This window comes from Mitsuokella apri (genome assembly GCF_047974105.1).
GTDB lineage: Bacteria > Bacillota > Negativicutes > Selenomonadales > Selenomonadaceae > Mitsuokella.
On the sequence record NZ_JBHYRS010000003.1, the window covers coordinates 127794 to 150044 of the forward strand.

14 protein-coding genes, 1 tRNA gene and 1 other RNA gene are annotated in these 22251 nt (G+C 56.0%); 14 read left to right on the plus strand and 2 right to left on the minus strand.

Annotated elements, in window-relative coordinates:
- The first annotated feature begins 129 nt into the window (after window positions 1-129).
- Window positions 130-1173: a dTDP-glucose 4,6-dehydratase gene (rfbB, locus tag ACE419_RS05630; RefSeq protein ID WP_435721301.1), complete on the plus strand. Its 1044-nt coding sequence runs from the start codon at window positions 130-132 to the stop codon at window positions 1171-1173.
- A 56-nt stretch (window positions 1174-1229) separates the two neighbouring features.
- On the opposite strand, the gene ACE419_RS05635 is transcribed toward rfbB, so the two are convergent.
- Complete coding sequence (locus ACE419_RS05635; protein ID WP_435721302.1) at window positions 1230-1517, minus strand: hypothetical protein; 288 nt, start codon at window positions 1515-1517, stop codon at window positions 1230-1232.
- 157 nt (window positions 1518-1674) lie between these two features.
- Here ACE419_RS05635 and ACE419_RS05640 point away from each other — a divergent pair.
- From ACE419_RS05640 to ACE419_RS05695, 12 genes are all read left to right on the plus strand, one after another.
- Window positions 1675-1750: transfer RNA gene (locus ACE419_RS05640), tRNA-Ala, on the plus strand.
- 80 nt (window positions 1751-1830) lie between these two features.
- Window positions 1831-2988: an exonuclease SbcCD subunit D gene (locus ACE419_RS05645; RefSeq protein ID WP_435721303.1), complete on the plus strand. Its 1158-nt coding sequence runs from the start codon at window positions 1831-1833 to the stop codon at window positions 2986-2988.
- Window positions 2985-6056, plus strand: a complete 3072-nt coding sequence (locus ACE419_RS05650; protein WP_435721304.1) for an SbcC/MukB-like Walker B domain-containing protein — start codon at window positions 2985-2987, stop codon at window positions 6054-6056. The genes ACE419_RS05645 and ACE419_RS05650 overlap by 4 nt, the downstream gene beginning before the upstream one ends.
- A 42-nt stretch (window positions 6057-6098) precedes the next feature.
- On the plus strand, window positions 6099-9740 hold the full coding sequence (gene addB, locus ACE419_RS05655) for a helicase-exonuclease AddAB subunit AddB (RefSeq protein ID WP_435721305.1): 3642 nt from the start codon (window positions 6099-6101) through the stop codon (window positions 9738-9740).
- Window positions 9706-13605: a helicase-exonuclease AddAB subunit AddA gene (gene addA, locus ACE419_RS05660; protein ID WP_435721306.1), complete on the plus strand. Its 3900-nt coding sequence runs from the start codon at window positions 9706-9708 to the stop codon at window positions 13603-13605. The genes addB and addA overlap by 35 nt, the downstream gene beginning before the upstream one ends.
- 103 nt (window positions 13606-13708) lie before the next feature.
- Window positions 13709-14045, plus strand: a transfer-messenger RNA (tmRNA) gene (gene ssrA / locus ACE419_RS05665).
- 177 nt (window positions 14046-14222) lie between these two features.
- Window positions 14223-15236 carry a cobalt transporter CbiM gene (cbiM, locus tag ACE419_RS05670; RefSeq protein WP_435721307.1) on the plus strand — a complete coding sequence of 338 codons (1014 nt, stop codon included), beginning with the start codon at window positions 14223-14225 and terminating at the stop codon, window positions 15234-15236.
- 169 nt (window positions 15237-15405) lie between these two features.
- Complete coding sequence (locus ACE419_RS05675) at window positions 15406-16113, plus strand: energy-coupling factor transporter transmembrane component T (protein WP_435721308.1); 708 nt, start codon at window positions 15406-15408, stop codon at window positions 16111-16113.
- Window positions 16110-16778: an energy-coupling factor ABC transporter ATP-binding protein gene (locus tag ACE419_RS05680; RefSeq protein WP_435721309.1), complete on the plus strand. Its 669-nt coding sequence runs from the start codon at window positions 16110-16112 to the stop codon at window positions 16776-16778. Before ACE419_RS05675 ends, ACE419_RS05680 begins: the two co-directional genes overlap by 4 nt.
- Before the next feature lie 141 nt (window positions 16779-16919).
- On the plus strand, window positions 16920-17957 hold the full coding sequence (locus ACE419_RS05685) for a threonine aldolase family protein (protein WP_435721310.1): 1038 nt from the start codon (window positions 16920-16922) through the stop codon (window positions 17955-17957).
- Between the two features lie 564 nt (window positions 17958-18521).
- Window positions 18522-19889: an MATE family efflux transporter gene (locus ACE419_RS05690; protein WP_435721311.1), complete on the plus strand. Its 1368-nt coding sequence runs from the start codon at window positions 18522-18524 to the stop codon at window positions 19887-19889.
- Window positions 19879-20736, plus strand: coding sequence for a MerR family transcriptional regulator (locus tag ACE419_RS05695; protein ID WP_435721312.1), 858 nt, complete (start codon window positions 19879-19881; stop codon window positions 20734-20736). Before ACE419_RS05690 ends, ACE419_RS05695 begins: the two co-directional genes overlap by 11 nt.
- Here ACE419_RS05695 and ACE419_RS05700 read toward each other — a convergent pair.
- Window positions 20703-21089, minus strand: coding sequence for a hypothetical protein (locus ACE419_RS05700; protein WP_435721313.1), 387 nt, complete (start codon window positions 21087-21089; stop codon window positions 20703-20705). The genes ACE419_RS05695 and ACE419_RS05700 overlap by 34 nt on opposite strands.
- Before the next feature lie 265 nt (window positions 21090-21354).
- Here ACE419_RS05700 and ACE419_RS05705 point away from each other — a divergent pair, with 265 nt between their 5' ends.
- Window positions 21355-22212 (plus strand): EamA family transporter, encoded by an 858-nt coding sequence (locus ACE419_RS05705; protein WP_435721314.1) that lies wholly within the window; start codon window positions 21355-21357, stop codon window positions 22210-22212.
- Window positions 22213-22251: the final 39 nt, after the last annotated feature.

Genomic DNA, 22251 nt, shown 5'->3' on the forward strand with positions numbered 1-22251 from the left:
CTTGTGTCATAATTTGTAATGTGAAAAAGGTTTTTGTGTCGTGTGATATACTATTGTATAATATATAGGTAGAAAAGAATACGGCGCAGAGGCTTTTTTTGCGGCCGTTTAGACATAGGGGGAATTTGTATGAATATTATTGTGACCGGCGGTGCCGGGTTTATTGGTTCGAATTTTATTTACTATATGCTCAAGAAGCATCCGTCCGACCGCATTATCTGCGTGGACAAGCTGACGTATGCGGGTAATCTCGAGACGCTTGAGGGCGCGATGGAGAAGAAGAACTTTAAGTTCATCCGTGCGGATATCGCGGACCGCAAGGCGATTTACCGCATTTTTGAGCAGGAGAAGCCGGATGTCGTCGTGAATTTCGCAGCGGAGTCGCATGTCGACCGCTCCATTGAGAATCCGGAGATTTTCCTGCAGACGAATATCATCGGCACGAGCGTGCTGCTTGATGCCTGCCGCAAGTACGGCATCGATCGCTATCATCAGGTTTCGACGGATGAAGTCTACGGCGACCTGCCGCTTGACCGTCCGGACCTGTTCTTTACGGAAGAGACGAACCTCAAGACGTCGAGCCCGTATTCGGCTTCGAAGGCCGGCGCTGACCTGCTCGTCATGGCTTACCACCGCACGTACAAGCTGCCGACGACGATTTCGCGCTGCTCGAACAACTACGGTCCGTACCATTTCCCGGAGAAGCTCATCCCATTGATGATTATCAACGCGCTGTCCGACAAGAAGCTGCCGGTCTACGGCGACGGCAAGAATGTCCGCGACTGGCTTTATGTCGAGGATCACTGCCGTGCCATCGACCTCATCCTGCAGAAGGGCCGTGTCGGCGAGGTTTACAACATCGGCGGCCACAATGAACGCGCCAATATCGATGTCGTCAAGACCATCCTCAAGGAACTCGGCAAGAGCGAGGACCTGATTGAGCACGTCACGGACCGCAAGGGCCACGACCGTCGCTACGCCATCGACCCGACGAAGATTCACAACGAACTCGGCTGGGAGCCGGAGACGAAGTTCGAAGACGGCATCAAGAAGACTATTAAATGGTACCTCGAGCACCGCGACTGGTGGATGGGCATCATCAGCGGCGATTATCAGAGCTACTATGAGCGCATGTACGACAAGCGCGCCATCCTGGAATACGCAAAAATCTGATTCGCTCAGGGAAATCTGGGCATAAAAAAGAGGCCGTCGCTGGCCTCTTTCTTGTCTCATAGATTTTTGTGCATGACGTATTTGTCCGTAGCCGTGTCGAGCATTTCCTGCCATGAGGAAAATTTCGTGGCTTTTTTGACCCAGGCATCCATTTTTTCTTCGGGCAGGGCCTCAAAATCCTTCTGGCAAGTGATGCCCAAATGGCCGCCCTGCAGGAATTTCTCGAAGGTGCGGAAGCGCGTGTATTTGCGCATGAACGAGGTGTCGAAGACGTCGTCAAAGTCGACGAGCTCCGGCATCGTCTGATGGGGAAGCTGGTAAAAACCGGTGATTTTGATAGCCATGGAAATTCCTCCTGCTTTATTTTTCAAAGTGTCTGGTCGTTTTTCTCTATTTTAGCAGAAAGTCGGGCATAGAAAAAGTCGGCAGGCGAAAAAAAGTGTTGACAAATGCATGGGGCTCCTTTATAATAATATCTGTCGTTAGCGATTCGCTAAAGACGGGGGCATAGCTCAGCTGGGAGAGCGCTTGCATGGCATGCAAGAGGTCAGGAGTTCGATCCTCCTTGTCTCCACCATATCGAATGCACAGAGTCAGAAGGTACACTTCTGGCTCTTTTTTGTATATCGGGTATTTGGTATTTCCAAGGGAGGGATTGTGTTGCGCTTTATTCATACGGCTGACTGGCATCTCGGGCGCTATTTTCATGGGCTGCATTTGACGGCGGACCAGCGTGCCATCATCATGGAGCAGCTTCTGCCGCTCGTAAAAGACGAAAAGGCCGAGGCGGTCATCATTGCGGGGGATATTTACGACCGCGGCGTGCCGCCTGTCGAGGCTGTCGATCTCTTTGATGAATTCCTTCGCAAAATGGCTGAGGCCAAAGTCAAGGTTTTCTACATTGCGGGCAATCATGACAGCGAGGCGCGGCTGAATTTTGGCGGCCGGCTCATGGAGCAGGCGGGGATTTTCGTGCGCGGCCGTCTCGATGACAAGATGGCCCCTATTATAATAGAAGACAAATTCGGCCCTGTGGCCGTGGAGCTCTACCCTTATATGGAACCTGCCGGTGTCAGGGCGGTGTTCGGCGTGGAAGAGACGCTTGATTTTGAAAAGGCGCATGAAATCGTGCTGCAGAAGAGCCGCGAAAAACTGCCCAAGGGGGTACGTAGCATCGCTGTCGCCCATGCCTTTCTCGCGGGCGGCGTGAGCTCGGACTCGGAACGGCCGCTTGCCGTCGGGGGCTCCTCGAATGTCAGCCCTGCGATTTTTAAGGATTTTTGCTACACGGCACTTGGCCATCTGCACAATCCGCAGCGCGCGGGGGCCGACAACATTCGCTACAGCGGGTCCCTCATGAAGTATTCTTTTGATGAGGCGGAGCAGAAAAAGGGCGTGCTCCTCGTCGACCTCGATGAAAAGGGGCAGACGCAGGAAACATTCGTGCCGCTGGTGCCGCCCCACGATGTGCGCCGCGTGCAGGCGTCCTTTGCCGAAATCGAGCACGACCGCGCGAAATTCCCGCAGTCGGACGATTATGTCGAGGTCGAGCTCACGGATACGGGCATTATCCTCGATGTGTTCAACAAGCTCAAGGCCATTTATCCAAATCTCATGCATGTGCTCTATCCGAATCTGCAGCATGAGGGCACGATGCGCGAGCAGAACGGGCAGGCTGTGCTGAAACTCACGGAAGAGACGCTTTTTGCTCAGTATTACGAGGATATGACGCAGGAAAAGCTCGATGAGGGGCAGAAAGAATTCATTCACGGCTGTCTGCAGGAAATTTATCAGGAAGAGAGGGATGCGAAGTGAAGCCGGAAATCCTTACCATTTGCGCCTTTGGGCCGTATAAGAAGAAAATCAGCCTCGACTTTTCCGTGCTCGACTCGCAGCCGTTTTTCCTGATTCACGGTGCGACGGGCGCGGGCAAGACGAGTATTTTTGACGCCATCTGCTACGCGCTTTACGGCGAGGCCGCGACGGAGGCGCGCACGCCTAGGATGCTCCGGAACCGCGAGGCCGGTCCTGCGGACGATACGTATGTCGATATGATCTTCCGCGTGCGCGAGGAAAAATGGCACATCAGGAGAAGTCCTGAGTACCAGCGCAAGGCCAAGCGCGGCGAAGGACTCGTGCGCCAGAAGCCCGAGGTCCTCTTAGAAAGGCTCGAAGACGGCAAAGTCACCGAAAGCTGGACGAAGGATGGCGAAGTTCATGCGCGCATTGTGCGGCTTTTGGGCTTTGAATGCAAGCAGTTCCGTCAGGTCGTGCTGCTGCCGCAGGGGGAGTTCCGCCGTTTTCTCATGGCCGATACGAGCGCGCGCAAGGAAATCATGAAGGTCCTCTTTAATACGGAAATTTACCAGAAGCTTGAGGAAAAGCTCAAGGCGAAGGCCGCAGAAATAGGCAAAGCGTATGACGTCATTGCAGAAAAGCAGAAAATCTACCTTGCCGAGGCCGGCGCTAAGGATGAGACGGAATTTCAGGCCCTGCTTGCCGTGCAGGAGAAGCAGGCTGAGGGGCTGGCAGAAAAAACCAAGGCCCTGCAGTTTATCAAGGAAGACTGCGAGAAAAAGAGGGACGCTGCGCGCGAGGTCATGACGAAGTTCCAGCAGGCGGAAACGGCGGCTGCCGAGGTGCAGAAGTGGGAAAAAACGGTGCCTGAGGATGAAGTGCTGCGGGGAACACTCGACAAGGCCGACAGGGCGGCAGGCCTCTTGGACTTTGCGGGGCAGCTTCGTAATGTCGAGCAGGATGTAAGAAAACGCGGGCATGAGCTTGAAAATCTCAAACAGCAGGGGCAAAAACTTGCCGCAGAGCATGCGGCGGCTGAGAAACTCTTTGAAAAGGTGCAGGCTGGCAAAGAGGCACATGCAGCGGAAAAGGAAGCCCTTGTCGTCCTGCGGGGACTGCTGACTGTTGCACGGGAGCTGGAAACGGCGCAGAAAGACGCCGCGATGAAGCAGGCAAGGAGCGAAGCCCTGCAGAAGGAGTCGCTGGCAGGCAAGGAGAAGCTGGCAGAAGTGGAAAAACTGTTGCAGGCAGGACAGAAACAGGCCGAAACACTCCGCACGCAGGCTTTGACGCTGGCGTCCCTGCAGCTTGCGCATAAAAATCTCTTGGACGAGCAGGAAAAGTTTGCCGTTTTGGCACGTAACGAGCGTACTTTTAAGGAAGCGAAGGCAGCTCACGAACAGGCGGAAAAGGCCGCGCAGGAAGTCGGGGAAAAATGGCAGACGGCCCGCGCTGAGCTCGACCATCTGCGCGAACTTGCGAAAGAGGCCCGCGCCGTGCTGCTTGCCGAAAATCTAAAAGAGGGCGAGCCCTGTCCCGTCTGCGGCTCCACGCATCATCCAAGGCTCGCGCAGGCCGTGACGGAAGTCGTCACGGATGCCATGCTCGAGGAAAAGGAAAAGTCAGTCGGCAAGCTTGAAAAGTCGTATCAGTCGGCTGCGGCTAAGGTGCAGGAAAAGGCAGCCCTGCTTGCCGCCGCAAAGGCCAAGGCGGAAGAAGTCAAAAAACAGCTCGGCGACAAAAGTCAGCAGGAACTCGGCGAAGAACTCCGGAAGAATGGGCAGGAGCTGCAGGCAGCAGAGCAGGCCGGCAGCGAACATGCGGCCCTGATGAAGAAAATCGCGGAGCTGCAGGAAAAGCAGTCCGACTTGCAGGCTGAGGCAGAGCAAACGGAAAAAGCGGCTGCCGCAGGTGCGGCCGAGGCCGCGGCGGCCAGAGCGCTGGTCGAAGATAAAAAGGCGCAGCTTGCAGGCAGGGAACTTCCTGCCGAACCCAAGGAACTGGAACGCCAGTGGCAGCAGCGCGAAACGGCATGGCAGGACGAGGAAAAAAAGGCCGTCGGGGCAGAAAAAAACTACCATGAACTCGATACGCGCTATCATGCGGCGCAGTCGGCGTGGCTGACGAAGCGCGAGGAACTTTTGCGCAGTCAGGAGCAGGCAAAGACTCTGCAGGATAATTTTGCCAAACGGCTGACTCAGGCGGGCTTTGACGGGCAACCGGCGTACGCAGAGGCCCTGCAGGGCAGCTGGCGGGAAGAAAAGTACCGCGAGCAGGTGCGGCAGGAACTTCTCGCACACGAACAGGCCCTGCATACGGCGAGGACGAACCTTGCCAAAAGTCAGGCCGCCATCGAGAATTTGGAAAAGCCGGACCTCGCGGCGGCAGAATCTGCGGCAAATGCGGCCCAGCAGGCATGGCAGGGGGCCCTGCGCGAGTCGTCGGCAGCCGAAACGGTGCTGGCTTCGTGGCAGAAACGGGCCGTGGCCCTGCAGAAACTTCGCGAGAAGAGCGGGGAGCTCACGGACGCCTATGCGCGCATCACGAGTCTTTCGGAGCTTGCGAGCGGCAAGACGGGCAGCAAAGTGTCATTCCAGACGTATGTGCTGCATTCGCTTCTTGGCGATGTCATGGAAATGGCGAATCAGAGACTCCTGATTATGAGCCGCGGCCAGTATGAGCTGCATGCTGGCGAACGCCTGCGCGCGAATCAGCAGGGCGGGCTCGACATGGAGATTTTTGACAATTATTCGGGGTATCCGCGCCCTTTGGCGACGCTTTCGGGCGGCGAGTCGTTTTTGGCATCCCTGGCACTCGCGCTTGGCCTTGCCGATGTCGTGCAGGCCTGTGCGGGCGGCGTGCGTCTCGATACGATGTTCATCGATGAAGGCTTTGGCACGCTCGACAGCGAGACACTCGATGTGGCTCTCAAGGCCCTGTTCGAACTGCAGAAGAGCGGCCGCCTCATCGGCATCATCTCGCATGTCGAGGAGCTCCGGAGCCGCATTCCGGCAAGGCTCGAAGTCACGAAGACAAAGAGCGGCGGCAGTACGGCCCATTTTGAGCTCGGCACGGCGGAGAGCTGAGGCAGCCTGTATTATAATAGAAGGAAGTTGAGGAAGAGATAAATGACAGCAGAACTCGATTTCATCATCGGCAGGGCCGGCACGGGCAAGACGCACGCGTGCCTTGAGGCCATGCGCGCACACCTTGCCGAAAATCCCATGGGACCGGCGCTCATCCTGCTCCTGCCCGAGCACATGACGTTCAAGGTCGAGCGCGAACTCGCCGCGAGCATCCCGCAGGGCAGGGGCTTTTTGCGCGGCTATGTCTTCGGTTTTCGCCGTTTTGCGCGCCATGTGCTCTTAGAGACCGGCCATATGAAGGTGCCGCGCATCAGCGAAGTCGGACGAAGGCTGCTGCTGCGCAAGATTTTGACGAAGCACCAGAAGGAGAAGGATTTGCAGGTTTTTGCGCGCGCTGTGCGCCAGCGCGGCTTCACGGAGAGTTTGTCGGACGCGATCAAGGAGTTTAAGAGCTACCGTCTGACGACGGACGTGCTGCGCGAAGCGGCAGAGGAACTTTCCGCGGGCACAGGCAATGAGCGCCTTGCGGGCAAACTGCAGGAAATGGCGCTTCTGACCGATGAATTCGGCGCGGAGATGCAGGGCAAGGCCAACGATGCCGAGGATATGATGCAGAAACTCGCCGAGTCCCTGCCCGAAGCCGCCATTATGAAGGGGGCCGAAGTCTGGCTTGACGGCTTCATTTTCTTCAATCCGCAGGAAATGGCCGTGCTGAAAGCCCTGCTGCAGTCGGCGGCTAAAGTCCATATCACGCTGCCGATGACGGGATTTCTGCGGCCGGATGGCAAGATTTCGCTCGACTCGCCGGAAAATCTGCAGGAGACCGCGCTTTTTAACCGTCCGTACCGCACCATGCAGGCCATTCGTCAGATGATGCGCGGGGAACTCGGCTGCACGCGGCCCATTCCGATTCATCTGCTTTCCGGCCAGCACCGTTTTGCGGAAGATACCATCATGCCCGCGCTCGAGCAGGAGCTTTTCCGCTACGGCGGCACTGCACATGAGGGCAGCGGCGGCGTGCAGCTCGTCGAGGCCGCGAATCGGCGCCTTGAAGTCGAGAACGCCGCGGCTGATATTCTGCGGCTCGTGCGCGATGAGGGCTGGTATTACCGCGAAATCGGCATCCTCGTGCGCGATGCCGAGAGTTACGACGACCTCGTCAGGCTCGTCTTTGCCGACTATGGCATTCCGTTTTTCGAAGATGCCAAGAGACCGAGCATTCATCACCCCTTGGCAGAGCTCATGCGTTCGGCCATCGAGGTTGCCGCGAAGGATTGGCGCTATGAGACGGTCTTCCGCTGCCTGCGCACGGGCTTTTTCCCGCCGGTCCGCGAGGATGTCGATAAACTCGAGAACTACGTGCTCGAATTCGGCATTCGCGGACGCAAACGCTGGCAGCAGGAAGAGCCGTGGGATTGGCACCGCCGTTATTCACTCGATGAGGATGGCGAGACGGTCGATGAAGACACGGCCTCGACGCTCGCGCTCATCGACGGCCTGCGCCGTCAGTCGGTCGCGGCCTTGACTTCGCTTGAAAAAAATCTGCAGCAGGCGAAAGATGTCCGCGGCTTTACGACGGCCCTCTACAATTTTCTCGTGGAGCTCGAGGTGCCGGCCAAGCTGCAGGAATGGGCCGAACTGGCCGAAAAAGAAGGCCGTCTTGCCGATGCGGCGGAGCACCGGCAGCTCTGGGATGACAGCATGGCCCTCTTTGACCAGCTCGTCGAGGTCAGCGGCGATGAAGAGATGAGCCTTGCCGACTTTGAGGCGATTTTGAGCGACGGCCTCGATGCCCTGCAGATTTCGCTGATCCCGCCGGGACTCGACTATGTGACGCTCGCGCCGTTTGACCAGAACAGCCTCGACAATCTGCGCGCTATCTATATTTTAGGCGCGGATGCCGACACGATGCCGCGCCGCGTGCGCGAACAGGGGATTTTTTCCGATGCCGACCGCCTGCACATTGCGGAGACCTTAGCAGCCTGCCAAAAAGAGGGCGGCGAGGCCCATACAATTTCGCGCGGCGGCCATGAGCGAAGTTTTGGCGAAAAATTCCTGCTCTACCGCGGCTTTAACGAGGCCCATGAGTACCTATGGCTTTCGTACGCTCTGGCCGATGCCGAGGGCAACGGCCTGCAGCCTTCGCCGCTGTTCAAGAAAATCCGCGCGCTCTATCCTGAGGTGCCGTTCCTTTCGATTCCTTTGGAGACGGTGCAGCGCGATGACGACCTTTTGCTTGCGGCCCCGCGGCCGGCCCTTTCGGGTCTTGCCAATGCCCTGCGCGCGGAGCGCGAACAGGGGACGATGCAGCCCTGCTGGCGCGATGTCTACAACTGGGCGCGCGGTCAGGAAAAATGGCAGCGTCCCCTGCGCATGGCTCTGGCCGGTATTTTTGCGAAGGCCGGCGAAGGGAAACTGCCGAAGGAAATCGCCGAACAGATTTTCACGAAGGGCACGATTCTGCGCGGCAGCGTGACGCAGTTCGAGAAATTCCGCCAGTGTCCGTTTGCGCATTTTGCGGCCTATGGGCTGAAGCTGCAGGAACGCCGCGAGTATCAGTTCCGTTCGATGGACCTCGGACAGCTCCTGCATGCCGTGCTCAAGGAATACGGCGGCATCGTTAAAAAGGATTATGCGAACCGCTGGCAGGATGTGCCGGAGGAAAAACGCACTGCCCTCTGCGAAGAACTCGTCAATACGCTTGCCCCGCGCCTGCAGAGTGAAATCCTTCTGAGCCGCGACAATTACCGCCATTTGAAGAAACGCATCGAAAGGACCGCAGAACAGGCCGTCAATCATCTTTCGGCGTGGGCCGCTGTGTCGGAATTTCAGCCAGCGTTTTTTGAAGAAGCGTTTGGACATCCCGATGATGCGGTGCATTTAAAGCCGCTGCAGCTTGAAGATGGCTATGCGCTGTCTTTTAAGGGGCAGATTGACCGCCTTGACCTGCACGAGCATGCCCCGTATTATCTGATTCTCGACTACAAGACGGGTCATGTCGCCATCAATCTCTTTGAAGTTTACTACGGCCTGCGGCTGCAGCTGCTCGTCTATATGCTCGTAGGCAGGGAGCTGCTGCGTGAAAAAGGGGAAAAACGCCTGCCGGCGGGCATCCTCTATGCATTTTTGCAGAATCCTCTGCTGCAGACGCGCAAAAAATACACGCAGGCGGAGCTTGAAAAGCGCGTCAATGCGGAACTGCGCATGCCGGGCTGGGTGCTTGCCGACCTCGACGTGGCCAAGGCCATCGATGCGAGCTTCTCGCACATCAAACCAGGGCTCAGTCAGGTCCGCGACGAGAAGAAAAAGGCGGTGCTCGGCCCCGACGGCGAGCCCGTCATGGACTTTGACGCCAACAGCCGCAAACGCGGCTACATCAGGAGCCCTGAAGAATTCGAGCTCATGCTTGCCTATGTCGATTACATCCTGAAGGATACGGGCAGGGCGATTCTCTCGGGCGATATCAGCGCGAGCCCTTACCGCCTCAAGGACAATAAAAAGCAAAATGCCTGCACCTACTGCGAGTACCGCGATGTCTGCGGCTTTGACCCTAGCCTCGATGGCTATGACTACCGCGATATCGGGCCCGAGGACGACAGCGTGCTCGAAGAGAAGATGGCGAAGTGCACGGGGAAGGAGGATTTACTGGATGAAATACACAAAGGACCAGCAGAAAGCAATTGAGACAAGGCATAAGAACATCCTCGTAGCAGCAGCTGCGGGCTCGGGCAAGACGCGCGTGCTCGTCGACCGCATCATCGCGCAGCTTCTCGCGCGCGAATGCAGCGTCGATGAAATGCTCGTCGTGACCTTTACGAACGCCGCGGCCGCCGAAATGCGCGAACGCATCGACAAAGCCCTGCAGCAGAAGCTCGTCGAGGCCGAGGACAGGGAGACCATTGACTGGCTCGAACGCCAGCTCGTTCTCTTGTCCGGAGCTTCCATCTGCACATTTCATGCGTTCTGTCAGCGCGTCATCCGGCAGAATATCGAAGCCCTTGACGTCGACCCGCAGTTCCGTCTGGCGAGCGACCAGGAAATGGTGCTTCTGCGCCGCGATGTACTTGAAGAACTTCTCGAAGACTCGTATAAAATGCCGGAAGATGAGGAAGAGAAAAAAGAATGGCAGGATTTTCTCGAGTTTGCCGACGATTACGGCGACGACCACGGCGACGAGGGCGTCTATGATGCTGTGCTGAAGCTCTACAATTTCTGCCAGAGTCAGCCTTTCCCCGAGGACTGGCTGCGCGCACAGCAGGAGCGTTTTGCTTATATTAAGGAAGGAAACGGCTTCTGGCAGACGCCGTGGACGGATACCATCGTCGAAGCCCTCGGTCAGGAAATCGAGCGCAGCATCCGCCGGTATGAAGAGACCTGCGCCCTTGTCCGCATCAATCCCGATGAATCCGAGGCTGGGGCTGAGGCGAAAAAGTCGCAGGCCCTGATGGCCGCCTGGCAGCCTTATGTCGAATACCTGCAGTCGTGCATCGAAAAAATGGAGGATGTGCAGGCCGCTTACCGCACGGCCGTGCTCGAAAAAAAGGCGGGCGGCTGGGATGCGCTTGCGGCTGTCGCGAAAAAATGGCGTCAGCCCGTGCTGCGCGGCAAAATCTACAATGATCTGCGCGACAATTTCCCGGAAGTCAGGCAGGCCTTTGAAAAGAGCCGCGATGAGGCCAAGAAAATCTTCACGGACGCGCGCGATAAATACCTCGCGGAGTCCGAGAAAGAAGTCATGGCAGGTCTTTTGGCATGCGGCGCGACCGTGCGGCGTTATACGAATCTGACCCTGCGCTTCATCAAGGCCCTGCAGGCCGCGAAAAAAGAGCGCAATATTCTCGATTTCAACGACCTCGAGCATTTTGCTCTGGCTGTGCTCTGCGCCGACCCCAAGAAACTGGCCGCAGCGAAGGAAGAAGATTTTCAGGGCGAATCGGGCGAAGCCCTGCGCACGGAGGCCGCGCGTGACCTGCGTGAAAAATATGCGGTCATCATGGTCGACGAATATCAGGACACGAATGGCGTGCAGGAGGCGATACTAAATCTCGTTGCGCGCGAGGACAACCGTTTTACCGTTGGCGATGTCAAACAGAGCATCTACCGCTTTCGCCTCGCGGACCCATATCTCTTTCAGCAGAAGTACGATACGTATCCCGAAAATCCGGGAGAGGGCGACAAAAATCAGCTGATTACGATGAAGCAGAATTTCCGCAGCCGCGCCGAGGTGCTCGCGCCGATTAACTTCATCTTCGACCAGGTCATGCACCGCGCTCCGATGGAAATCGAGTACGACGAGAAGAGCCGGCTCTATCCGGGGGCCGACTATCCGGAACACGCGCAGAGCCTCAAGGGACCGATGGAAATCGATATTATACTGCGCGGCGGCGAAGATGAAATTTCGTCGGCCAGCAGTCAACAGAATCAACAGAACCAGCAGGATCAGGAGGATGAGGCCGAGGAACTGGAGGGTTTTGAACTTGAGGCGCAGCATATTGCGGACCGCATTGCAGAGCTGATGGAGTCGGGATATAAAGTCTTCGATAAGGACGCGGGCGGCTACCGGCCTTTGGCTTACCGCGATATCGCGATTCTCTTGCGCGCGGTCAAGGGCAAGGCGAATACCCTGCTCGAAAGCCTGCGCAAAAACAGCGTGCCTGCTTACGCCGATGTCGATGGCGGCTATTTTGAGGCCAATGAAGTCCGGCTCGTGCTGGCCCTTTTGAAAGTCATCGACAATGCGCGGCAGGAGATTCCGCTCGCGGCCGTGCTTGTCTCGCCGATTGGCGGCTTTACGATGGAGGAACTCGCGCGCCTGCGCATGTCCGTGCCCGACGAAGACCTTTACGGCGCTCTTTTGCGCAGCCATTCGCCGGAGACGCCGCTGCCGGAAGATTTAGCCGACAGAGCCGCTGATTTTTCGGCCGCACTCAACAGCTGGCGCAGTTACGCCGTGAGCCACAGCGTGCCGGAGCTCATCTGGAAACTCTACCGTGAGACGGGATATTACGATTATGTCGGCGGCCTCAGGGGCGGGCTTCTGCGTCAGGCCAACCTGCGCATGCTTGCCGACCGCGCGGCCGAGTACGAGAAGACGAATTACCGCGGCCTATTCCGCTTCCTGCGTTTTCTTGAGGATCTCAAGAAACGCGACACGGACCTTTCCGTTGCGCGTACACTCGGTGCCAGCGAGGATGTTGTGCGCATCATGAGCATCCATAAGAGCAAGGGGCTGGAATTCCCCGTGGTCATCGTCGCCGATATCGCGAAGGGATTCAATGTGCGCGACGCACAGGGCGTTTTCCTGCTGCACAAGGAACTCGGCATTGGGCCGCGCCTTGTCGAGCGTTCGGCCGCCGGCCGTCAGATGTATACGACGATGCCGTATCAGGCCATTGCCGCGCGCATCACGGCGGAGACAAAGGCCGAGGAAATGCGCGTGCTCTACGTCGCTATGACGCGTGCCCGCGAAAAACTCATCCTGACGGGCACAATCCCTGCCGCGCACTGGGAGAAAATGGCCGCGCGCTATTGCCGCGGCCTTGACGAACAGGACCTTGCGCTGCCCGATGAGGAAATCCGTCAGGCAGGCAGCTATCTCGACTGGATTGCGCCGGCCGTTGCGCGTCATACGGATGGCAAAATCATCCGGCAGGCCGCAGACCGCGACTTCGGCACGATGCTTGACAATGTGGAGCCCGATGCTCATTTTGCTGTACAGCTCCTGCAGGGAAATCGCATTCAGCCGCATGAACAGGAAGAAAATCTCGACGACCCCATCCTCATCGCCGTGCGCGGCCATCAGCCGCTGCCGGCTTCTGCTGAAAAAGAACTCGTCGAAAAGCGGCTGAACTGGCATTATGAAGGCGAGGAACTCACGGGCATTACGGCTAAGATGACCGTTTCCGAAATCAAACAGCGCTTTGCCGAGGAAATCCGCGAAGAAGAACCGGCTTCCGTGCCTCTTGTCAAGACGGAAGAAAATCTCGTCTGGCGCCGGCCGCAGTTTTTGCAGCAGAAGGGCCGTCTGTCACCGTCCGAGCGCGGTACACTCATGCACAGCATCATGCAGAACCTCAACCTGCACGGCGATTTGTCGCCCGATGGCCTCAGGGCGCAGGTATCTTATATGGAAGCAAAAGGCCTGATTGCCGCAGGTCATGAAAGTGCCGTAAACTACCGCAGCATCGAAAGATTCTGTGCATCTCCGCTGGGAAAACGCCTGCGCGGGGCGAAAAGCATCTGGCGCGAACTGCCTTTCAGCCGCATGATCCCGGTCGGCGAAGTCAGCAGGGCCTATGCGGAAAGTCACGAAGAAATCTTCATCCAGGGCGTCATTGACGTGCTGTTTGAAGAACACGACGGCAGCCTCGTCCTGCTCGACTACAAGACCGACCGCGACACGACGCCAGACAAAGTCCGCCGCCACTATGCCAAGCAGATTGAGCTCTACCGCGAAGCCGTCGAGAGCGTCCTCAAGAGAAAAGTCAAAGAAAGCATCCTCTTTATGCTGCAGGATGGCACCATTGTCACGATTGGCCCCGAATGCTGAAAATCAGGATGGGCCATCTATTGACGAATTGACTTTTCTGTATTATAATATCCTTTACAAAAGGTTGCAGAACCCTGCAATCGCCTTTTACAATTTACCTTAGGGGGATGTAAAGGTTTCGACGGGGTATTGAAGCCACGAAGTTCGCAGGCCAATGGTCATGAAAGCCTAAAGCTTGACCGCTAAATTCAACTGACGAAGCTGAATACGCTTACGCTGCCTGAGCCTAGCTCAGATAGCCCCTCTGGAAGTACGAACCGTCAGCCAACCCGGAGGCTTTAAATAAAGACGGCAGTTTCCTGTTTTGTAAAAACAGGTGGTGGAGAACTCTGAATCCCAGAGTTTCGCTCCTATGATGCCCGCATTCTCGGGCTACTGCGATAATGCTTTGTGATGTGGATGTATTTCGGACAGGAGTTCGATTCTCCTCATCTCCACCATGATGTGGACTGTCGCCGGCCGGTGCTCGGAGCACGGCTGGGGACAGATGATATAAAAAGTCGGAGTTTTTATGACTTCGACTTTTTTTCTTGCCATTTTATCCCCCTGGGAGGCTTACATAAAAGAACATCTTCCCTTACAATATAGAATATGAATTCTATTTATGGGAGGTTCTTATGCACATTCCAGAAAACTACCTGAGCCCCTCAACCTGTGCAGTGATGGGCGCGGTCATGGTCCCTGTCTGGCTCATGGCCGTTTCGAAGGTGCGCCGTCATGTGCCGCAGGATAAACTGCCGCTTTTAGGCATTGCGGCAGCCCTGTCGTTCCTCAGCATGATGTTCAACATCCCGCTGCCGGGCGGCACGACGGGGCATGCGGTAGGCGGCACGCTGATTGCTATCTTGTTCGGGCCTTATGCGGCGTGTCTTTCCGTCAGCATCGCTCTGCTCATTCAGGCCCTGTTTTTCGGCGACGGCGGCATTCTCGCCTTTGGGGCGAACTGTTTCAATATGGCCTTGGTCCTGCCGTTTACGGGCTACGGTGTCTACCGTTTCCTGCGCGGACATTTAAAATCGCGTTCCGGCGAGTATATCGCGGCGGGGGCCGGCGCTTATGCAGGCATCAATGCTGCGGCTTTTGTGGCTGCCGTGGAATTTGGCATTCAGCCGCTGCTGTTCACGGATGCTGCCGGACAGGCTCTTTACTGCCCGTATCCGTTCTGGATTTCCATTCCGGCCATGATGATCGGCCATCTGACGCTCTTCGGCCTTGCGGAAGTCGTCTTCACGACGGCGGTGCTCGCGTATCTGCGTAAGACCTCGCCGGACCTCTTTGGCTCTGTGCGCATGAAGACGAACCGCGCACTTTACGGCCTGATTGCCGCACTTATCGTCTGCACGCCGCTCGGCCTGCTCGCTGCGGGTACGGCCTGGGGAGAATGGGACCCGGAGGAGCTTGCGGGACAGGATTTCCTCGGCAGTGTCCTTGGCTATACGCCGGCCGGCATGGAGCAGGGCTTCTCATTTGACGCGCTGTTCCCAGACTACGCGGTTGCGGGACTGCCCGATGCGTTTGGCTACATTTTGTCGGCTCTCATCGGCACCGCCCTGCTCGTCATCATCTTCAAGATGGCGGCGCCGCTCTTTGCCTCGCATACGGATTACGGCGACTCGCTTTCGAACCGTTGAGGCCGTAATTATGAGGCTGTAATTCCTATATATAATAGAAAGATTTTGTTGATTTTTGAGGTGTTTCTTCATGAAGGATTTGCCGGCTTGGGCAAAACGGGAAGAATCATATAGACCTGACAAGGACCGGGATGCATTCATTTCCCGGTCTCTTTTGCGTATCATGGGAATGCTGAAAGTGCTGCGCGCACAGGCCGGCAGGCGCCATCACGGTCAGGCCGGACTTTATTTCGTGCTGCTCGTGCTTTTCCTGCTCGCCGTGGTTACGGCAAGGACTTCGGCCTTCCTCTGGACGGCTTTGGGCGGCGAACTCCTGCTGCTGGCCTTTTTGCCGGCAAAACTTTTGCGGCAGGATATCATGGGGGCTCTGGCGGCCGCTGTTTTCTGTCTGCTGCTCATCCTGCCGGCCCTGCTCTTTTGGGGGAGCGGACCTGTCCTGCTGCTGCCGTTTAAGACATTTCTCTGCGTGACGGCGTTGAATCTTCTGCAGCAGCATTTTTCATGGCACGAGCTCACGGCGGCCCTGCGGCGCTTTCATCTGCCGCCCGAAGTCATCTTCATTCTCGATACGACCCTGCGCTACCTCGTGCTGCTTGGCGATCAGGCCTCGCTGCTTTTGACAGCGCTGAAGCTCCGGTCCGTCGGACACAACCGCAAAAAGCACAAGGCCATGGCCGGCATCATGGGCATCGTCATGCAGCGTTCGCAGAGACTGTCCATCGAGATGGCTGAGGCCATGCGCTGCCGCTGTTTTACGGGCGAATACCCGCTGCTGCAGGCAAAAAAGAGCAGCAGTTCCATCGGTTCCCTGCTGCCGCCTGTCATCCTGCTTCTTGTTTACGGCTTTCTTTATCTGCGTTTGGAGGGCTTTTTGTGATTGCGTTAGAAGATGTCTGCTGTGCGTTTGACCATGAACCGGTCCTGCGCCATATCAGCTTTACGATAAAAAAAGGCGAGACCGTGCTTTTAACGGGACCGAATGGCTCGGGCAAGACCACGCTGCTGCGGCTCTTAAACGGCCTCGTCTTCCCGGAAATCGGCATGTATACGTTTGAAGGGACGCGCATTACGCCGGCGAAGATGCGCGAGCACCGCTACTCAAAGTACTTTCATCAGCGCATCGGCTATGTCTGGCAGAATCCCGATGCCCAGCTCTTCTGCGCAAGTGTCGAAGAAGAATTGGCCTTCGGTCCCCTGCAGATGGGGCTGCCGGAAGAGGAGGTGCGTCAGCGCGTCGAAGATGCTTTGGCGTATTTTTCGCTGACGAAACTTCGCGATAAAGCCCCGTATTATCTTTCGGGCGGCGAGAAGAAACGCACGGCCCTCGCGTCAATTTTCACGATGAACCCATCCGTCTGGACGCTCGATGAGCCAGAAAATTTTCTTGATGCCGAGAGTCAGCAGTGGCTTGCCGAGTTTCTGCAGTCCCTGAAGGAAGCGGGCAAGACCATCATCGTGACCTCGCATCATCCGGATATCACGGGCCGCCTTGCCGACCGCGAACTTCGCCTGACCTCCGACCACAATCTCGCGGCTGACTGACAAAAGACAGCGGGATGGCCGTAAAATTTACGGCTTACGGCTGTGACGAGTTGTTTGTCATCGCATAATAACAGCGTATCACATACAAGCGGCATTTTTTATCGCTATGATACTTGGAATACAGGGAGGATGTAGTTTTTTATGAGTAAAGAGCGGATTTCTTTTGCGTCGGATTACCTCGAAGGGGCACATCCGTCTATATTGAAGAGACTTTTTGATACGAATATGATGCAGACGGCAGGCTACGGCTTTGATGAATTTTCCGAGTCGGCCCGCGCAAAAATTCGTCAGGCCTGCGAAGCTCCTGAGGCTGACATTTTCTTCCTCGTCGGCGGCACGCAGACGAATGCGACGGTCATCGATGCCATCCTGCGTTTGACGGAAGGCGTTATCGCGGCTGATACGGGCCATGTCAGCCTGCACGAAGCAGGGGCCATTGAATTTGGCGGCCATAAGGTCCTGCCGATTCCTCATCAAAATGGCAAACTCACGTCTGCAGGCATCGATGCTTATGTCAAGGGCTTTTACGCTGACGGCAACCATGACCACATGGTCGCGCCGGGCATGGTCTACCTCTCGCAGCCGACGGAATACGGCACGCTTTACTCCCTCAAAGAGCTCACGGCCATCAGCAAAGTCTGCCGTGAGCATCATCTGCCTTTGTACCTTGACGGTGCACGCCTTGCCTATGCACTGGCCTGCAGAGAAAATGACGTGACTTTGGCGGATATTGCGAGACTCTGCGATGCCTTCTACATCGGCGGTACGAAATGCGGCGCTCTCTTCGGCGAGGCCGTCGTCTTCCCGAAGCACGGCTTCGTGCCGCATTTCTTTACGATTACAAAACAGCACGGCGCACTCCTCGCCAAAGGCCGCATCGCCGGCATTCAGTTTGACACGATGTTTACGGATGGCCTTTACGAAAAAATCGGCCGGACAGCCATCGAAGCCGCCGACAAAATCCGCGGTGTCCTGCGCGAAAAGGGCTATCAATTTGCCATGGAGAACCCGACGAACCAGATTTTCATCGTGCTGACAAAAGAAAAATGCGCGGAGCTTGCTAAGGAAGTCGAGCTTGGCTTCTGGGAGAACGTCGATGAAGGGCATTGCGTTATGAGGATTGCGACGAGCTGGGCGACGACCGAAGAGCACGTAGATAAATTATTGGAGATGCTTTGAGTTCGGTGCAATGAGGCGTCCATGCTATACCTATCCAACGTTCCGCGCAGCAGGCTGAAGCTTCACTTATGGATAGGTATAGCACGGACTTAGATTCTGCAGCAAAAGCGTATCACTCGATAAGCGAGATCATGCGGAAGATGTGCTATCGATGAAGTGACTACGGTAAAAGCGATACTTTGCTGCCGCCGTTAAGGAGAAGAAGTTAGAGCATGGGAGGAAAGGGGTAAGCAGAAGCGGAGCGTTTGACTGCCTGCGTGAAGAACGGATTTTTTGACAGCCAGAACCCTTGCGAAAGAGCGTCGTTCAAACGAAGTGCGTTTAGCTCTTTCGTAAGGATGCATTAGAAGTCAAAAAATCCGTTTAGCAGGCAGTCACCGCGGAGTGCTGCTTGCCCCTTTCCGGCGTAACGAGGCGGCGAGGATGGATGCCTGACGTTCCGCGCAGCAGGCTGAAGCTCCACTTACAGACATCCATCCTCGCCTTAAATTATGTGTACATAGGAGAATCCCCCTTGACTCTATAATCATTGTAGTGTTTACTATAAGGTCAGGAGGGATTTTTTTGACTAGGAATTTAACGACAGGCAGTGTCTTCAAGAACATCATCTTTTTCTCGCTGCCGTATTTTCTTTCGTATTTTCTGCAGACGCTCTACGGCATGGCCGATCTCTTTATCATCGGGCAGTTCGAGGGAGCGGCGAGCATCACGGCGGTTTCGATTGGCAGTCAGGTCATGCACATGCTGACGGTCATGATTGTCGGACTGGCCATGGGCACGACGGTCACAATTGCGCAGTCCGTGGGTGCGGAGGACAAGGAGTGCATCAAAAAGGCCGTCGGCACGACGACGGTCCTGTTTTTTGGTGTTTCCCTCGTGCTGGCCGTGCTCTTTATCCTGCTGCGCAGCCGCATTGTCGCCGTCATGGCGACGCCAGCGGAGGCGGTCACGGGGACAGAAGTATATCTTTTGATTTGCTTCTTAGGCATTCCGCTGATCACGGCCTACAACATCATCGCCTCGATTTTTCGTGGCCTCGGCGATGCGAAGAGTCCGATGTATTTTGTCGCCGTGGCCTGCATAGCCAATATCGTGCTCGATTATATCTTCATGGGCGCGCTCGCCATGGGGCCTGCCGGTGCGGCACTCGGCACGGTGCTTTCGCAGGCCCTGAGCGTCGTGCTGGCGCTGCTGTTTATCCAAAGCGGCAGGGCGGGCATTCGCGTGACGCGGGCGGATTTTCGGCCGGACTTCGCTGTTTTGCGGCGCATTCTGCGCATCGGCGTGCCCGTTTCGCTGCAGGACGGCTTTATCCAGATTGCCTTCCTCGTCATCACGGTCATCGCGAATATGCGCGGCCTGACGGATGCGGCGGCCGTCGGCATTGTGGAAAAAATTATCAGCTTCATTTTCCTCGTGCCTTCGTCGATGCTCTCGACGGTCTCGGCACTCGGCGCGCAGAATATCGGCGCAAAAAAATACGGCCGTGCGCAGCAGACTCTGTGGTATGCTCTGGGCATGACCGTAAGTTTTGGCATCATCGTCGCCGTGATCACGCAGTATGCGGCATATGATATGGTCGCGCTGTTTACCTACGATACGGCGGTCGTCGCATCTGGCGAGGCCTATCTGCAGGGCTATATCTTTGACTGCATCTTCGCGGGCGTGCATTTCTGCTTCAGCGGTTATTTCTGTGCCTGCGGCCGTTCGGAGATCTCGTTCCTGCACAATGTTGTCTCGATTGTCACGGCGCGCATCCCTTTTGTTTATCTGACTTCCATCTGGTATCCGATGACGCTTTTCCCGATGGGCCTTGCCACGGCAACGGGGTCGCTCGTGTCCGTCATCATCTGCGTCAGCGCGTTCCTGATTCTGCGGCGTCACGGCAATCCGGCCTTTATTGGCGAGGGGAGTGGGATACGTGAATTCTAACGATAGAAAAGGTTTGTTTCGTATCGGCGAGGTGGCCAAATTATTTCATCTCAGTATCAGCAGTCTGCGCCATTATGAGGATATCGATTTGCTGCGGCCGGCGTACATCGACAAGGCGACGGGGTACCGTTATTATGGCCTGCAGCAGTTTGAAATGCTCAATACCATACGCTACCTGCGTGCCCTTGACATGAAACTGCCGGATATCCGTGATTTTCTGCAGCATAAGGATGTCGGCCATATCTGTGAGCTCCTAATGGAACAGCGTCAAACGGTGCAGAAAAAAATTGCCGAGCTCACGCGCATTGAGCGTAAACTCGACAATCGTCTTTGCCAGCTGCAGGCTGCCATGTCAGCAGAATATGATGTCGTTCACATCGAGCGGCAGCCTGCACGGCGTATGGTTTGGCTGCAGCATGATCTTAAACATCCGCAGTCACATGATTTTGAAGAGCCCATCCGGCAAATGGAAGGCCGGCAGCAGGAAGCACTGGCCTTCCTCGGCAAGGTTGGCATCAGCATGAGTGTGGAAAACATGAAGGCGAGAAACTTTTCAGCTTACGACGGCATGTTTTTGCTGCTGGATGCAGAAGACCATTATGAAGGCAAGGCACTGGAGCTGCCGGCTGGTGACTATGCGGTCTTGATTTTTCGCGGCAGCCACAGCGAGGCGGGCGGCCGTTACCAGAGTCTTCTTTCCTATATAAAAGCAAAAAATCTGCAGATTGCAGGTCCCTCAGAGGAAATTACCCTGATTGATCAGGGCTTTACGAGCAATGCCGCAGATTTTGTTACGGAAATCCGCATTCCGGTTCAGGCAGCGGATACGGCGGCAGCGCGCGGATAGAGACGCGCGACGCTGTGTTTGTGCTCGTTGTAATAATAGATGGGATGAGCCGGATATTTTGCATGCAGGACCTCAAAGATGGCCTGCGGCTTCATGTTCGTGAAGAACGGCAGGGAGCCGAAGATGAGGTTTTTGCCGATGACGTGGAAGCCGGCTCTTGGCTTATCGCGCAGGGTGTCGATATTTTCCTGCGGATGGTCGGTGAGATAATGGTCAATACAGCCCATATGCTCCTCGGCGGTGTAGACTTCATCGCCTAAGATGACACCGGCCTTATCGCGTGTGCAGACATCGAGCTCTTGGATATGGAACACTTCCTTGAGCGGACGAAAAACGAGTTTTTCCTGTTCCATGATAATGCATCTCTTTTCTTTTTATTCGCCTCTATTATAGTCTTAAAAAGACAAAAAGACAAGAGTGGACGGATGAACTTGACAAAGCACGGCTGTCTTTGCTATGATAGTTCACGGTTTGTAACGTCTAAAACTCGGGCAGGGTGCCTGAGAGGTGGATTTTTCTGACAGCATCTGCATAATGCTGTCATTTTCGCCACGCAGTTTCTTGCTGCGTGGCTTTTATTTTGCCTGTAAATCGGAGATGTATCGGGGAGTGATTTTTTTGCAATACGCTGTTCTTGTCTTTCTAGGGGGATGCAGTTACGGCATCCTTTCGACCATTGTGAAGCTTGCCTATGCGGCAAGACTGACGGCTGCGGAAGTCTGCGGCAGTCAGGTGTTTTTCGGTATGGTGCTCTTGTGGACTGTTGTGCTTTTGCGCCGCAGTCTCGTCAGGATGAGTCCGCGCCGTATTTTGACTTTGATACTCTGCGGTCTGCCCGTCGGCCTCACGACGATGTTTTACTACACGGCGCTCAAGACGGTTACGGCCTCGTTTGCCGTCATTCTGCTTTTTCAGTTCGTCTGGATCAGCATGGTGCTCGACAGCATCATTACGCGCCGTCTGCCGGGCCGCAGCAAAATCGCGGCCCTTGTCGTGCTGCTGCCGGGATCCGTACTCGCAGCGGGATTTCTCGGCAGCGGTGAACCGTTGGCCTTGACGCAGGGCATCATTTGGGGCCTTTTGTCGGCCGTTAGCTACGCCTTTGTCCTGATCGTCAGCGGTACCGTCGGCTGCGAGGTGCCGCCGTTTCTCAAGAGTGCTTTGATGTCAATCGGTGCGGCTGTGGTCGTTTTCAGCGTGATGCCGCCGGCGTTTCTGCTGTCGTTTGCAGATATCGCGAAAGTTCTGCCCTACGGGCTGCCGCTCGGCCTTTTCGGCATCGCTTTGCCGCCTCTGCTCTTTGCCATCGGCATTCCGCATACGGGGCCGTCGCTCGGCAGCATCCTGACCTCATCGGAGCTGCCGATGGCCCTGATTATGGCTTTTCTCGTGCTCGGCGAGCACATTGCGCCTCTGCAGTGGCTCGGTGTCGTGCTGATTTTCCTCGGCGTCATCATCGGCAATCTTCGGCAATAAAAAAATCCGGCTCCTGTCATGCGGTGAGCCGGATTTTTG

Bases quoted from the DNA above. Each gene is read 5' to 3' on its own strand.
- cbiM (WP_435721307.1), top strand. From the start codon at position 14,223: ATGCACATTCCAGAAAACTACCTGAGCCCCTCAACCTGTGCAGTGATG.
- addB (WP_435721305.1), top strand. From the start codon at position 6,099: ATGACAGCAGAACTCGATTTCATCATCGGCAGGGCCGGCACGGGCAAG.
- ACE419_RS05700 (WP_435721313.1), bottom strand. From the start codon at position 21,089: ATGGAACAGGAAAAACTCGTTTTTCGTCCGCTCAAGGAAGTGTTCCAT.
- rfbB (WP_435721301.1), top strand. From the start codon at position 130: ATGAATATTATTGTGACCGGCGGTGCCGGGTTTATTGGTTCGAATTTT.
- ACE419_RS05635 (WP_435721302.1), bottom strand. From the start codon at position 1,517: ATGGCTATCAAAATCACCGGTTTTTACCAGCTTCCCCATCAGACGATG.
- ACE419_RS05685 (WP_435721310.1), top strand. From the start codon at position 16,920: ATGAGTAAAGAGCGGATTTCTTTTGCGTCGGATTACCTCGAAGGGGCA.
- ACE419_RS05675 (WP_435721308.1), top strand. From the start codon at position 15,406: ATGCTGAAAGTGCTGCGCGCACAGGCCGGCAGGCGCCATCACGGTCAG.
- addA (WP_435721306.1), top strand. From the start codon at position 9,706: ATGAAATACACAAAGGACCAGCAGAAAGCAATTGAGACAAGGCATAAG.